The 11703-nt window shown below is 64.3% G+C and carries 20 protein-coding genes; 10 read left to right on the forward strand and 10 right to left on the reverse strand.

Translation table 11 applies throughout. The features are described 5' to 3' along the window. Nucleotides 1-97 precede the first annotated feature (97 nt). The 7 genes from E6C76_RS20250 to E6C76_RS20280 form a co-directional block, all read right to left on the reverse strand. Entirely contained in the window at nucleotides 98-670 is a 573-nt protein-coding gene (locus E6C76_RS20250; protein ID WP_136350075.1) for a hypothetical protein, read from the reverse strand. Beyond that, entirely contained in the window at nucleotides 663-3185 is a 2523-nt protein-coding gene (locus E6C76_RS20255; protein WP_136350076.1) for a DUF5906 domain-containing protein, read from the reverse strand. The genes E6C76_RS20250 and E6C76_RS20255 overlap by 8 nt, the downstream gene beginning before the upstream one ends. 201 nt (nucleotides 3186-3386) lie before the next feature. Further along, complete coding sequence (locus tag E6C76_RS20260; protein WP_136350077.1) at nucleotides 3387-3596, reverse strand: DUF2116 family Zn-ribbon domain-containing protein; 210 nt, start codon at nucleotides 3594-3596, stop codon at nucleotides 3387-3389. 3 nt (nucleotides 3597-3599) lie between these two features. Beyond that, nucleotides 3600-4118: a helix-turn-helix domain-containing protein gene (locus E6C76_RS20265; RefSeq protein WP_136350078.1), complete on the reverse strand. Its 519-nt coding sequence runs from the start codon at nucleotides 4116-4118 to the stop codon at nucleotides 3600-3602. Between the two features lie 353 nt (nucleotides 4119-4471). Beyond that, nucleotides 4472-4747 (reverse strand): AAA family ATPase, encoded by a 276-nt coding sequence (locus E6C76_RS20270; protein WP_136350079.1) that lies wholly within the window; start codon nucleotides 4745-4747, stop codon nucleotides 4472-4474. Further along, entirely contained in the window at nucleotides 4744-4998 is a 255-nt protein-coding gene (locus E6C76_RS20275; protein ID WP_136350080.1) for a hypothetical protein, read from the reverse strand. The genes E6C76_RS20270 and E6C76_RS20275 overlap by 4 nt, the downstream gene beginning before the upstream one ends. Nucleotide 4999: 1 nt before the next feature. Beyond that, on the reverse strand, nucleotides 5000-5245 hold the full coding sequence (locus tag E6C76_RS20280; protein ID WP_136350081.1) for a YdaS family helix-turn-helix protein: 246 nt from the start codon (nucleotides 5243-5245) through the stop codon (nucleotides 5000-5002). An 88-nt stretch (nucleotides 5246-5333) separates the two neighbouring features. Between E6C76_RS20280 and E6C76_RS20285 the strand changes: the two genes are divergently transcribed. From E6C76_RS20285 to E6C76_RS20300, 4 genes are read left to right on the forward strand one after another with little or no spacing between them, the layout of a single operon-like run. After that, complete coding sequence (locus tag E6C76_RS20285; RefSeq protein ID WP_136350082.1) at nucleotides 5334-5807, forward strand: helix-turn-helix domain-containing protein; 474 nt, start codon at nucleotides 5334-5336, stop codon at nucleotides 5805-5807. Nucleotides 5808-5811: 4 nt separating this feature from the next. Beyond that, nucleotides 5812-6813, forward strand: coding sequence for a S49 family peptidase domain-containing protein (locus E6C76_RS20290; RefSeq protein ID WP_136350083.1), 1002 nt, complete (start codon nucleotides 5812-5814; stop codon nucleotides 6811-6813). Between the two features lie 49 nt (nucleotides 6814-6862). Then, nucleotides 6863-7060 carry a hypothetical protein gene (locus E6C76_RS20295; RefSeq protein ID WP_136350084.1) on the forward strand — a complete coding sequence of 66 codons (198 nt, stop codon included), beginning with the start codon at nucleotides 6863-6865 and terminating at the stop codon, nucleotides 7058-7060. Next, nucleotides 7053-7652: a hypothetical protein gene (locus E6C76_RS20300; protein ID WP_136350085.1), complete on the forward strand. Its 600-nt coding sequence runs from the start codon at nucleotides 7053-7055 to the stop codon at nucleotides 7650-7652. The genes E6C76_RS20295 and E6C76_RS20300 overlap by 8 nt, the downstream gene beginning before the upstream one ends. A gap of 33 nt (nucleotides 7653-7685) precedes the next feature. On the opposite strand, the gene E6C76_RS22145 is transcribed toward E6C76_RS20300, so the two are convergent. The 3 genes from E6C76_RS22145 to E6C76_RS20310 all read right to left on the reverse strand — a co-directional run bounded on the left by E6C76_RS22145 (nucleotide 7686) and on the right by E6C76_RS20310 (nucleotide 8905). Next, the gene (locus E6C76_RS22145; RefSeq protein WP_168734397.1) at nucleotides 7686-7829 is read right to left on the reverse strand and encodes a hypothetical protein; all 144 of its coding nucleotides are present in this window, start codon (nucleotides 7827-7829) and stop codon (nucleotides 7686-7688) included. Between the two features lie 144 nt (nucleotides 7830-7973). Beyond that, nucleotides 7974-8486: an ImmA/IrrE family metallo-endopeptidase gene (locus E6C76_RS20305; RefSeq protein ID WP_136350086.1), complete on the reverse strand. Its 513-nt coding sequence runs from the start codon at nucleotides 8484-8486 to the stop codon at nucleotides 7974-7976. 59 nt (nucleotides 8487-8545) lie between these two features. After that, on the reverse strand, nucleotides 8546-8905 hold the full coding sequence (locus tag E6C76_RS20310) for a helix-turn-helix domain-containing protein (protein WP_136350087.1): 360 nt from the start codon (nucleotides 8903-8905) through the stop codon (nucleotides 8546-8548). Between the two features lie 213 nt (nucleotides 8906-9118). Here E6C76_RS20310 and E6C76_RS20315 point away from each other — a divergent pair, with 213 nt between their 5' ends. The 6 genes from E6C76_RS20315 to E6C76_RS20340 are packed head-to-tail and all read left to right on the forward strand — an operon-like array spanning nucleotide 9119 to nucleotide 11674. After that, nucleotides 9119-9823 carry a hypothetical protein gene (locus E6C76_RS20315; RefSeq protein WP_136350088.1) on the forward strand — a complete coding sequence of 235 codons (705 nt, stop codon included), beginning with the start codon at nucleotides 9119-9121 and terminating at the stop codon, nucleotides 9821-9823. 56 nt (nucleotides 9824-9879) lie between these two features. Next, nucleotides 9880-10233, forward strand: a complete 354-nt coding sequence (locus E6C76_RS20320) for a hypothetical protein (RefSeq protein WP_136350089.1) — start codon at nucleotides 9880-9882, stop codon at nucleotides 10231-10233. Nucleotide 10234: 1 nt separating this feature from the next. Continuing rightward, on the forward strand, nucleotides 10235-10480 hold the full coding sequence (locus E6C76_RS20325; protein ID WP_136350090.1) for a hypothetical protein: 246 nt from the start codon (nucleotides 10235-10237) through the stop codon (nucleotides 10478-10480). After that, nucleotides 10477-10728, forward strand: coding sequence for a hypothetical protein (locus E6C76_RS20330; protein ID WP_136350091.1), 252 nt, complete (start codon nucleotides 10477-10479; stop codon nucleotides 10726-10728). The genes E6C76_RS20325 and E6C76_RS20330 overlap by 4 nt, the downstream gene beginning before the upstream one ends. Continuing rightward, nucleotides 10725-10982, forward strand: a complete 258-nt coding sequence (locus tag E6C76_RS20335) for a hypothetical protein (protein ID WP_136350092.1) — start codon at nucleotides 10725-10727, stop codon at nucleotides 10980-10982. The genes E6C76_RS20330 and E6C76_RS20335 overlap by 4 nt, the downstream gene beginning before the upstream one ends. A gap of 8 nt (nucleotides 10983-10990) precedes the next feature. Continuing rightward, complete coding sequence (locus tag E6C76_RS20340) at nucleotides 10991-11674, forward strand: hypothetical protein (protein WP_136350093.1); 684 nt, start codon at nucleotides 10991-10993, stop codon at nucleotides 11672-11674. Nucleotides 11675-11703: the final 29 nt, after the last annotated feature.

An 11703-nucleotide genomic window follows, 5' to 3' on the forward strand; every position in this document is an offset into this window, starting at 1 on the left:
TGCAAAATGCCAAAGCACACCGCCCAGTCTTCCAGCGGCAGACCGGCGTTGCAGTCCGGCCGAGTGGTCAGGGCGTGCTGGTAGTCGTCTCGGGCCATCATCCCCTTACCCCCTCCGCCAAGCGTTTCGCCTTGAGCCGCTCCTCCGCCGCGCCCGAAAGCTCCGGTACCACCCCGCCACTGCCCAGGCTGCCAGCCGGGCCAATGCTGGCCCCACGCAGACCATCGATCATGCCGAGGGAGTGAAAGGCCCTGGCCAGGGCATAGAACTCCGGCAACTCCGCGCGGAGCCGGGTATTGAATTCGCCCACGTTTTCCTGGCTGCACTGCATGACGCCCCTCCCTTCGACCTTCTCTTCCACTTCTTCCCCCCTTTTCCAGAACAACGGGTGAACAAAGGTGTGTGCGGTATGTGCGGATGGGTTGTGCGGCATGAAGCACGCAGAAACCCGCGTAAATTGGCGGGTGTGCGGTATGTGCGGTATGTGCGGCATAGAGGCGCGCACATGGGGGAATGCGCATGCGCGTTGCTCGCTATTCAGTTTCCATGCAAGCAGGCGCGCGAGACTGCCGCACATACCGCACAGCCCAATAACGGCGCGGGTTTGATGCCGCACGGCATCCCGCACGGCGTGCCGCACATACCGCACAAGCCGGGCCGAATCACACATGGCCGCCCCCCTTGTAGTCACGGACCGCAGCCCGGAACGCCTCGACAAGACGGCCGATCCAGACGGGTTCCTGCAGATCGGGCGGGCGCTCGGGTTCGATCACCGTGACGGTGCCGCCGCCGGGTTGATGCTCGGGAATCATGCAGACGCCATGTGGTCCGTGCGTCTTGTACTGGTCCGACCAACGCTTGCGCCCGACTTTCATGCCGTGTTTCTTTTTCAGCGTGTCGATCAGCTTGGGCATGGGGGCTGCATGCACGCCTATCTGGCTGCACCAGTAGGCGTAGAGCTTGTAGAAATCGGTACTGAGGGCGATGGTCTTGGGCCGAACACCCTCGATTTCGCCCTGAACCAGGGCACGCCAGAACCGGGTCGTACTGTCGAGCGAGAGATCGATCAGATCTTCTTTCGACCGGGTCATCGGCGGCTTGGTGTGCTTGTGGAAGTCGCCCAACGGGAGGTTGAGCAGGTGGTCGTGCAGGGCGGCGATGCCGCCGGCCTCAATCTCCTCTTCCACCATGCGATAGAAGTTCCCGGACTGGGGCGCCTCGGGCGTCCAGACGACGAGGTGCCGGCGGTCATCGTCTTCCAGGATCACCGGCAGGGTTTCGTTCGAGAGGAAAGTGATGTTGACGTGGTTGCGCTCGGGGTATGGATTGACGAACTTGGGATCGACATACACGGTGTCGCCGGTGATCAGATCTTTGAGTGCGTTCTTGACGTGATGCAGCTCCTTGCGCGCCACCACTTCTTCAGCCAGCACGTACAGCCGGCTGGCGAGCCAGGTGTTGCGGGGGTTGTCGACCGCGGACTGGTTGATGGTGAGGCCGTAGGTGCCGTAGATGCGCGTGATGGCCTTGAAGAACATCGTTTTGCCGGTGCCCTGCTTGCCGTGGATGACCACGGCAGATGCCATCTTGGCGCCCGGGTGCTGGATGGGGTAGGCCAGCCATTTCAGCAGCCAGTCATACACCTCTTCCGCGTTGCGCTCACCGCTGCACAGGTACCACAGCAGTTCGAGCAGCAGCTCGCATGAACCTGCTTTGGGCACCGTGGGCCAGCCGGCGTAGACGTTGCAGCTGACCATGGTGTCGCGGCCGGTGGGGTCGAAACCGACGTTGTCCAGCATGGCGAACTGTTTGTCGGCGGACTCGGTCCAGCGCGCATACACCTCCCGGCTGAGGGTGAGGTTCTGCACGTCCTTGAGCTTCACGAGCTTGTGCAATTCGCGGTCGAAGACCACGTCGCCCTCGCCGTAGATGATGACGAAGCGTTCGAGCAGTTCGGAAAGCGAGGAAACCGGCCGGATTTCGACCGGGCCGGCAGAGCCGCCTCCCCCCTCCCCCCTGGGTGGTGCCGCCGCGCGGCGTGCCGGGGCGGTGGCAAGGCCCACCCCGGCAAGCCCATCTTCGATCTGCGAGCGCACCACGGCCAAACCGGCACGGGCATGCAGGTCGTTCCAGTCGGTAAGCTTTTGGCCGTGATCCAGCCAGGCGGCCCGCCGCGCTGCTTCATCGGCGAAGCGCGGCGCCAGCACGAATCCATTGACCGCCAGTGCGGCGGTATCGGCCGCAACCACGCCGGTGTTCTGCCGCCCGTGCATCTGCCCGCAGGCCGGGCAGCTCGGCGAATCCGCCACCACCAGGCGCGCCTGGCAGGATCGCTCGCGGCACTTGGCGAAGGCGTCATCATCGGCCAGGAAGCCGATGCGCACGCGTTTGTACTTCTTGTGGATGGCCTGGGCGACGTGGCCCAGGTTGTTGGCGTCGAAGGAAACCGCCACCGGCAGGCCAGTCGCGGCATGTGCGCTGGCGCCGGTGGCGTAGCCCTCGGCGACCAGCACCACGGTTTCCGGCACGCCGCCCAGCCAGTGGAACTTGCCGATCTTGTCCAGGCCCTGGGGCCAGTATTCCTTATCGCGGCCGAGGCGCTGGATGCGCTCGGCCGAGTGTTCGCGCGATAGGATGAACTGCAGGCCCCACACCCGGCCGGCCGTGTCGCACATCGGCACGCCCAGGGCGCCAGCCACGTCCACTTCGTGGATCTTGCCGTCGGCCGCCTCGAAGTCGATGCGCGTGCCCTCGGGCGCGAAGCGCACGCCGTGCGCGCCCACGCCCTTGCGGGTCAGGTAGTCATGCTCGCCGCCCGAGCTCAGTTCGCCCCACTTGCGTTCAGCCTTCGCCGAGGCGGCCTCGGCCTGGGCCATGCGCAGGCCTTCGGCGCGCTTGCGGTCTTCCTTCAGGCGGGCACGCAGCGCGGCTTTCTGTTCGTCGGTCAGCGTGCGCCGGCGCAGTTCGATTTTCCGGTGACCGTTGTCGTCGCCGTACCAGATGCCATAGCTGCCGACCAGCACCTGGTCGCCGCCGTCGAGCGTGATCTCGTGCAGCGAATACCAACCGCGCTTCTCGCCCTCCCCTTCGACCTTGCACCTGGTGAGCTTGCCCACCACCAGGCTGTCGAAGATCAGGCCGACTGATTCTAGCTGGCAGACGACATCATCGTAGTTGGAGGCCATTTCAGTAACTTCCGCCCCCGCTACCTACCCGAATTTCGAGCCTCTCCGTCCCCTTGTGCAGCTTGATCCCCCAGGGGCCCCCGCCCTGGCCCCGCCTTACCGCATCAGCAGGGCGCGCGGCGGGGCAACTGAAATCGACGCACGAAAAGGGCGCCTGCAACCACCAAAGGGGCACGGGGAAAACAGGAAGGCGGGGCAAGGTCATGCCATCCCCTGCAGGCGCTTGCGGACCTGCCAGTCGTCGCGGCAGTCGGCGTCGCAGAAGGCTGCCCCCTCGCCCACCGGCTCGTCGCAGTTGTAGCAGTGCCCGCAGGGCACGGGCGCAAGGGTTAAGCGCTTGCGTGCTGCCTCGATGGCGCGGGCGGTATCCAGTTGCTCGCGCTCGGCGGCGATGTCGGCAATATCGGCCATGGGTTATCTCACACGGGTGATCAGGTAGGCGGCATAGGCCACCAGGTCGAACAAGGCATCGCGCGCTTCGGTGCGCTCGGCCACGCTCAGCGTTTTGCCGGCCTGCAGGCGTGCGATGGTGGCGTGCAGGCTGCGCTCCACCGCCGGAGGGAACGCGAAGAAAGCCTCCCCTACCCCGGGCGGCGCCCCGACCTGGGCGGCCCTGGGTGACCGTGGAATCGTCACGCACTCGGCCAGATCCGCAATCTCCGCAACTGCCGGGCGCGCGCCTGGGCCGAGTGCCTCGATAACCTGCAGGAAGGCGTGCACCGTGGGGGCGTGGTCATACTTGGACGGCCCGAACTGGTTGCGCAGCGTGCCTTCATTGCGCCCGATCAACTCGGCCACCTCGGCCACGCCAGACTCGATACCCGGCGTGCAGAAGCGCTGCATGCACACATAGAGCGCCCGGACCACCGGCGCGTACTCGATCTTGAGGCGCTCGCTGTGCGACAGCGCCCCATCCTCCCTAGGCTTGGTCATTACGTATCGAACCTGCGTTGCGCGGCAGCGCCCCCATACGATGGAGCCCTGCACACGGTTGAAAGGGAGGCGCACTCCATGCGGATAGAATCAGGTTTCCACACCACAGTCATCGTCACCACTACAGGAGCGCACCATGAAAATTGGCAGCATTCGGTTTGCAGTCCACCCCGCCGACCAAGGGAGAATCCGACAACTGGACGGGATACCCTCCATGCTCGCCACTCGAATACCGAATCCCGGAGAAGCCATCGAGACCCCCTTCTTGGTCGATACGGATTCGCTGCGGCCAGTCCCGTTGATCGTTGCGGAGGTGATACACGACTACTCTCCAGACTATGTCGTTGTGGTGGTTACACGTCCTCAATAACCACGGGCATCGTCTCTGCGGACAGGAACACCAGCCGCTTCAGCCCCGCGCGCTGCATCGCCACATCGAAGGACAGCACCTCTGCCCGGGCCGGCGGATCAATCACCGTCGCACTGGTCAATGCCAGCGTGCCGGGGGCCAGACCGCCACACCCATCCCAGCCGTCGAGGATGGATGTGCAGCCGAAGTGGCGGGCAAGCGCCCGGGCGTGGAAGGTTTTCCCGCAGCCCTGCGGGCCGTGGATAACGACGGTTTTCATATCGGGTGGTCTCCTGGCGGGTGGCTGGGGCTCACATCCAGGCTGGCCTTGAGGCGCGGCGCGAAACCGGCGCACCACTCTTCGACCATCCGCCCGATTGCACGGGCACTGGCGGCCTTTGCGTAGCTTTCCAGCACGCGTCCGTCCAGCGCGAACACGGTCATCCTGTAGCCGTCGGCCTGGACGTCGATGCCGATGCGGCAGCCGGTACGCGGGTAATCGTCACCGGAGTAGTCGATAGAGGCAGTCATGTCAGGCGCTCTCCTCTTCTATGTGTGGTGCTGTGCCGCGCAGGTAGGCCCAATCAACATCAGCGCGCAGCTCCTCGCAGCGCACTGCACCGTCGGTCTCGCGATCGATGTTGATCGCGAGCGATTCGGCGCAGGTCTTGCTGCCGTAGGCCACGTTGCGCAGATGCGCATAGCTCGTCCCGCAGGCACGTGCGAGCCGTTCGCGTTCGAGCATCGGGATCGATAGGAGGTAGGTCTTGAGGTCCATGGATCGAATGATAACCGCACAGTTACTATTACTCAATAACCACACAGGGAATTACCATACGGTTACTGTTTGCCCGACTATTGCGCACATGGATGACAAAGAAATCCGTGTTGCAATGCTGCGGCAACTCATCAACGATCAGTTTGGTGGCGTTGCACTCCGGCTAGCGATCGCGCTCGACATGAAGCCCCCGCAGCTCCATCGGTGGCTGTCAGAACGACAAGGGGTAAGTGCTGAAAGCGCCCGCGCAATCGAAATGAAACTCGGGCTTGCGCGTGGTTGGCTCGACCGCCTTAGCGATCTACCGCCGTCCGAAGGACAAGGTGAGCGCCTGCCTACCACTGCAGTGGATCATTCGGATGAGCCGGCGCTCTGCCTCCCCCGCAAAGCACCCACGCCATCGCGTAACCCGGAAGTCAGTCGGGCTCTGTTCGACCTCGCACACGAACTGGAGCGGGGCGACCTCACCGACGAAGCCCGCAAGCTGCTCACCGCCGAACTTCAAGCCAAGACACGCTTCGTACGCGAGGCGCTCGACCGCCTGAAGAAAAAGGACAAATGAACGCATGAACACCATGGCCCCGCACGATGTGAAGCTGATCGAAGCCATCACCCGCATCACGGACACGCTCGATGCGGACCTGTTCTTCTATGCGGGTGAGATTTGCCGGGAGGGGTACGAGCGTGTATGCGACGGGCTCGACCAGCTCGGCCCAGACAAGCGCACGAACTGCGGCCTCTTCCTCAACACCTATGGCGGCGACCCGCACGCGGCCTACCGCTTGGCTCGGGCGCTCGGGCACCACTACGAACGCCTGATCCTGTATGTGCACGGCCCCTGCAAGAGCGCGGGTACGCTGATGGCCATCGGCTTCAACGAGATCGTGATCGGCGACCGTGGCGAGCTTGGTCCGATGGATGTTCAGCTCGCCAATCGCGAAGAAATCCTAGAGTACAACTCGGGCCTCGACATGATTCAAGCGATGGACCGGCTTCACAAGCACGCCAAGGATGCATTCAAGGACTTCATGAAAGACATGCGCATGAAGGAACACTTGAGCACCAAGTTTGCGAGCGACACCGCACGGCAGCTCACACAGGGACTCTTTTCCGGTCTGTACGCCCAGATGGATCCGGTCCGCCTGGGCCATGTCCAACGCACCATGTTGATTACCGAAGCGTACGGAAACCGACTCAACGCCCGCACCGGCATCCTGCGGTCGGAGAAGTCGCTCCGCGCCTTGGTATACGACTACCCGACCCATGATTTCGTGATCGACCGCAGCGAAGCCCGCAACCATCTGTTCGCCGAGGGCTACGTGCGCTGTCCCGACCTGCACGAACACATGGTTGCGGCGCTGCTTTACGAACTGCACCCGGGTTCGCGCCGGGACGTAGAATTCCTGCATCTGCTGCACACAGTGGTGACGCCCGCCGCCCTGCCCACGGCGGACGATCAAGCCGGTGAGGCTGCAGCAACTCCCGTGCAAGAACCCAAAGCCGCCCAGCACGGCAAACGGGGGCGGCAAGCAGGGAACAAACCGGTCTCGACGTTGCCCCAAGAATGACGCCCCCGCCGGGGTATGCCAGAATACGACCCTGCCGGAGATCCTGAGCATGAAGAGACAAGCCCCCCCCGAACTCGCCACCGCAGCCGCAAGCCCGCTACGCATGCTCACAGGCCAGGCGCTGCTCGATGACATGGAAGCCTTCCGCAAGGAAGTTACCGCTACGCCCGAAACCGCACGCGAGGCACTGCGCCGCATCGGCGTGCTTGGCAAGGACGGAAGGCTCAAGCGCCTGATCCATGACTGACCGTTGGACGCTTTACCAGCGACGCCCAGGGCTGGTACTCGGCTTTCACGGTACCGAAAAGAAAACGGTCAACAAGGTTGTCGGCCAGCGCAGCCGTACCCACCTCACCCCCTCTCAAGGCAAGAACGAATGGCTGGGGCACGGTATCTATTTCTGGGAAAACGATCCGCAGCGCGCACTGGAGTGGGCTGAAAACGGCAATGCGAAAAAACCGATCCAGGAACCCGATGTCGTCGGTGCGGTGCTGGATCTGGGCCTGTGCCTTGATCTGACAACCCGCACGGGTCTGGAGGAAGTCGCGAAGGCGTATCGAACCCTGTGCGATATATACACAAAGGCGGATCTCACGTTGCAGCGCAACACGGGCGGCCCCGACAAGCTGAACCGGGAGCTCGACTGTCAGGTGATCCAGACGCTGCACGACTACCGCGCGCAACGGAACCTGCCCCCCTACGATTCGGTGCGTTCACCGTTTCCCGAGGCCGAAGAACTCTATGAAGGCGCGGGCTTCCGGGCACAGAACCACATCCAGATCGCCATCATCAATCCGGCCTGCATCAAGGGTTACTTTCGCCCGCTCCACGCCGCATGAAAAACGCCCCGGCGAACCGGGGCGACTGCACTATCAGGCAGGTACCAGCATCGGCCAGGCGCGCAGGCCATAATGCTTAGCCCACAACACCTTACCGTCCGGCGTCCGCCGCCAAGGGCGGAACACCAGCTTCATCCCTTCCGGGATCGGGAAATCAAAACTCATTTGCTTCGGCACGCATACCACCTCCTTTCAGGCGAGGGATTGCCCGGTGGAGGTAACACGGATTACACTTGCGGCCGCCAAGCTCGCACGGGTTTTCCGTGTCACCGCCAGTGATCTGCCTCACCTGATGCAGCTCACGCGGGTTTGAAAGAGGGGTCATGAAGCCTGCTTCATGGCCCCTTTTCTCATTTTTGTCAGGCGGGCCGCGGCCGCCGCGCGCGACACGCCGAAGTCGGCCATCACCGCCTCCACACTCGTGTAACCCTGGATCAAGTGCGCAGGCATCAGTAGGTGAGATGCAAACACATCAGCCTGCCATTCGCTGTTCTGGTAAATCTTCGGTGGCGCAGCGGGGTTGATGCGGGCAAAGGACACACCGCGATGCAACCCGAGATGTCCCAACTCGTGGCACATCGTGAAGCGTGGCCGGCACTCACCTCGTGCAGCGCCGTCATAGACACTCTCACGCAGCAAGATGAGACTCCGGTCCGGGTAGGTGCGTGCATCGTCCGCACCCAACTGCGTATCCTCGACGACCTCGAAACGTGCGTCGTCGTCGAACAGCCACAGCATCTCATAGACCATCTCAATAGGCAGGCGCTGAACGTGTTCCAGGCTCAGCACCCGCCGCAATGCCTGTGCCGCAGTGGCAATGGCCTTCTCGCTCATGGGAGGCACGACGACCCCCTCCTTTCTGTGTGTCGAAACCAAACCGCGCTCCTGTTTGATCAAGGGTTGTAGTTATCCAGAATGGCGCGGATGCGCTTCTTCTGGGTGGGCGACAGTGAATTGAACTTGCGCGCCAGCACCGTGGCGAGGTCCGCGTCCTGCTGCGTAGCCTTGGGCAAGGGCAGGATCACCTGACCACGGGCCTGCGAGGCGAGCGTCTCCAACTCGTCTGCCTTCTCCTTCGCTTCGGGCATAGCTGCCGCCAGCTTCTGCACGAAGTCCTCCGGCACGCGCTTGCGGCCGTTCTCCACCGCCGACAGGAAGGCGGTGGAGATGTTCATCTTCTGCGCTACTTCAAACAGCGTCAGCCCGGCAAGCTGCCGTAGCCGCTGCACCGTCGATCCGAATTCCGTAGCCATCACTCTTTCTCCGTCTTTATCCACATATCTACCGATTCACTGGGCCTTGTCGCGCTGGATCGTTCTTCTTGGCGCGGTCGAATATTAACCTATTGGTTGAAAAAGTAAACCACTAGGTTAATGCATACGCAGAGATAACCATATAGTTATTGACCGAACAGTAACTGTACAGTTATTATCATTCCATCGCCTTACGAACCGATGGAACCCACCATGCAGACGTCTGCACATCCCGACTTCGCCACCGTCCCCGAGACAACTCTCCCCGACGGCAGCACCGTCCCCGCCTTCCAGGTCGGCCGATACCTCTGCAGCCGCAGCCACGACGGCCGCGCCCAAGTCGCCGCCGACGCCGACCCCTGGGTGCGCATCAACTACCGCAACGCCGTACAGGCCTGCCGGGATGCCGGCTTCGCGCTGATCACCGAACGCCAGGCCCTTGCGCTGGCCTGGAACGTTGCCCAGCAGCCGGAGAACTGGACCGGCGGCAAGGTCGGCGAAGGCGTGCTCCACATGGGCCTGCACAAGTGGAACGTGAACAGCGCCCAGCCCGGCACCTACGAATCGTCCGATCCGGACGAGCGCCGCTGGTTCGCGCTTTCGAACGGCGAGCGTGTGTTCGACGTCGCTGGCAACGCCTTCACCTGGGTCCATGACGACGTCCAAGGCGACGCCGACGGGCTCGTCGCCCGCCCGTTCGCGGCCGACTCCCTGTCCCTGCAGGGGCCCTATCCGTCGATGAAAAAGGGCATGGGCTGGCGCCCCGAGGTCGGCACCGACTGGTCCGGCTACGCCCTCATCCGCGGGGGCGGCTGGGACTCGGGGCGCAACGCCGGCGCGTTCTGCCTCAACCGCGGCTGGCCGAGCGACGAGTGGAGCGACGTCGGCGTCCGCTGCACCCGCCCCATCGGTGCCTGATCCCTGGTCTCGGGTCGCTGCGTGAGCAGTGACCCCGCGCAAAAGCGAGGCTCCACATGGAAACCCAAGCAGTGCACACGCCTGTACACACCCCCGGACCGTGGATGTGGGACCGCTATGTCCTGGTTCCGGCCGAGCCGGACCCTGACAGGCATGCGATCCACACCATCCTGATCGCCGAGCACCAGGGATTCGGTTTCGTTGGTTCGAAACTCCCCGACGCCCTGGCGGAGAACGACGCAAACATGGCGCTGCTCGCCGCCGCGCCGCAGTTGCTCGACGCCGCCCGCGCGGCCGAGGCGGTACTGGGGCGCCAGGGCTGGCTGGCCAGCAGCACCGACCCCGAGGCGGTGGCACTCAGCAAGCTGCGCGCGGCAATCGCTACCGCCACCACGGTGGAGCGCGCCTGACATGGACGCCCGCACCGCCATCACCCAGGCCGGCCTGGCCGGGTTGCCGCCCGGCACACCCATCACGCTGGTGAGCAGCGCAGAGGGATACGCCGTTGCGGCCGGCCCGGCCGATCGAGTCCGCTGGCTGCACACCACCAACGGCCAATTCCGCCTGTTTCCCACCGCAGACCGCGCGCTCGCCCTGCTCAACGCCTGCGGCATCCGCCGCATTGCCATCGATCTTTCCGGAGGCACTCCCACATGAAGCTGATCCATCGCCTGATGGCCGCAGTTCGACGGGCGCAGCTGCGCCTGGCCGAACGGGATCTGATCTGGTTCGAGACGCACGCCCCGCGCGAACTCAGCCGCCGGCGCCGCGTGGCCCGCCTGCTGCGCGCCCGGGTCCGCCGTGACCGCCGACGGGCCACCCAGCATGAAGACGCCGAGGCGGTACTGGCCCGCGCCAACGCGGCCCTCAAGCGCGAAATCCTGCAGGAAGGGGGGCTGTGGTGAGCTGGATTCCCTGCCCCATCGACACGGACGCCGACATCACGCCAGTGACCGTGCATCTGCAACCCGCCCAGGCCGCCCGGCTGGAAGTGGTGCTGGCCCATTGCCGCGATCACAGCGGCCTCGATGACAACGCCGTCACCGACATGCTGTTCGAAACCGGCCTGCAGGCCGCCGAGCGCGCCATCCAGATCTCCGCCCTGATTCCCTGCCCGCAGCCGCTGCAGGGCGACTCCACCGCAGCCCAACAACCGTGAGGATCATCATGCAAGAGAACGCTTTCGTCATCGTGCCCGAAACCCGCCTGCCGGACGGCAGCATCGTCCCGAGCTTCGAGGTCGGGCAGTACCTGTGCAGCCAGTCCACGGACGGCCGCGTCCAGGTCGTGGCCGACGCTGCCCCCTGGGTCAATATCAACTACCGTGCCGCGGTAGCGGCCTGCAAGGATGCCGGCTTCGCCCTCATCACCGAACGCCAGGCGCTGGCCATCGCCCACAACGCGGCAGGCCTGGCGTGCAACTGGAACACCGGCATCGTCGGCAAGGGGCGGCTGTTCCAGGGCCTGCGCAACGATTCGGTGGGCGAGCCCCAGCCGGGCACCTTCGAGCCCGAGGACCCGGACGAACAGCGCTGGCTGACGCTGACCAACGGCTCGCGCATCTGCGACGCCAACGGCAACGCCTTCACGTGGGTTTCGGATGACGTCCAGGGCGACGCCGAGGGACTCATGGCCCGCCCCTTCGCGGCGGACTCCCTCTCCCTGCAGGCGCCCTTCCCCAGCCTGGAGAAGGGGATGGGCTGGCGCCCCACCCCTGGCACGGACTGGTCCGGCGACGCCCTCGTCCGCGGGGGCGGCTGGGGCTCGGGGCGCGACGCCGGCGCGTTCTTCCTCAACCTCGACTGGCCGGGCGACGAGTGGGACTACGTCGGCTTCCGCTGCACCCGCTAACGGTATCTGGACACGGGTCTCTAGTCCCT

It is taken from the genome of Pseudothauera nasutitermitis (assembly GCF_004801295.1).
In the GTDB taxonomy this organism is placed as follows: Bacteria; Pseudomonadota; Gammaproteobacteria; order Burkholderiales; family Rhodocyclaceae; genus Pseudothauera; species Pseudothauera nasutitermitis.

Excerpts from the sequence above, each read along its gene's own strand:
- E6C76_RS20290 (WP_136350083.1), top strand. The coding sequence starts at position 5,812 with ATGAACACCATGGCCCCGCACGATGTGAAGCTGATCGAAGCCATCACC.
- E6C76_RS20265 (WP_136350078.1), bottom strand. The coding sequence starts at position 4,118 with ATGACCAAGCCTAGGGAGGATGGGGCGCTGTCGCACAGCGAGCGCCTC.
- E6C76_RS20330 (WP_136350091.1), top strand. The coding sequence starts at position 10,477 with ATGAAGCTGATCCATCGCCTGATGGCCGCAGTTCGACGGGCGCAGCTG.
- E6C76_RS20260 (WP_136350077.1), bottom strand. The coding sequence starts at position 3,596 with ATGGCCGATATTGCCGACATCGCCGCCGAGCGCGAGCAACTGGATACC.
- E6C76_RS20285 (WP_136350082.1), top strand. The coding sequence starts at position 5,334 with ATGGATGACAAAGAAATCCGTGTTGCAATGCTGCGGCAACTCATCAAC.
- E6C76_RS20300 (WP_136350085.1), top strand. The coding sequence starts at position 7,053 with ATGACTGACCGTTGGACGCTTTACCAGCGACGCCCAGGGCTGGTACTC.
- E6C76_RS20325 (WP_136350090.1), top strand. The coding sequence starts at position 10,235 with ATGGACGCCCGCACCGCCATCACCCAGGCCGGCCTGGCCGGGTTGCCG.
- E6C76_RS20320 (WP_136350089.1), top strand. The coding sequence starts at position 9,880 with ATGGAAACCCAAGCAGTGCACACGCCTGTACACACCCCCGGACCGTGG.
- E6C76_RS20280 (WP_136350081.1), bottom strand. The coding sequence starts at position 5,245 with ATGGACCTCAAGACCTACCTCCTATCGATCCCGATGCTCGAACGCGAA.
- E6C76_RS20305 (WP_136350086.1), bottom strand. The coding sequence starts at position 8,486 with ATGAGCGAGAAGGCCATTGCCACTGCGGCACAGGCATTGCGGCGGGTG.
- E6C76_RS20250 (WP_136350075.1), bottom strand. The coding sequence starts at position 670 with ATGTGTGATTCGGCCCGGCTTGTGCGGTATGTGCGGCACGCCGTGCGG.
- E6C76_RS20295 (WP_136350084.1), top strand. The coding sequence starts at position 6,863 with ATGAAGAGACAAGCCCCCCCCGAACTCGCCACCGCAGCCGCAAGCCCG.
- E6C76_RS20310 (WP_136350087.1), bottom strand. The coding sequence starts at position 8,905 with ATGGCTACGGAATTCGGATCGACGGTGCAGCGGCTACGGCAGCTTGCC.
- E6C76_RS20270 (WP_136350079.1), bottom strand. The coding sequence starts at position 4,747 with ATGAAAACCGTCGTTATCCACGGCCCGCAGGGCTGCGGGAAAACCTTC.
- E6C76_RS20315 (WP_136350088.1), top strand. The coding sequence starts at position 9,119 with ATGCAGACGTCTGCACATCCCGACTTCGCCACCGTCCCCGAGACAACT.
- E6C76_RS20340 (WP_136350093.1), top strand. The coding sequence starts at position 10,991 with ATGCAAGAGAACGCTTTCGTCATCGTGCCCGAAACCCGCCTGCCGGAC.
- E6C76_RS20275 (WP_136350080.1), bottom strand. The coding sequence starts at position 4,998 with ATGACTGCCTCTATCGACTACTCCGGTGACGATTACCCGCGTACCGGC.
- E6C76_RS20255 (WP_136350076.1), bottom strand. The coding sequence starts at position 3,185 with ATGGCCTCCAACTACGATGATGTCGTCTGCCAGCTAGAATCAGTCGGC.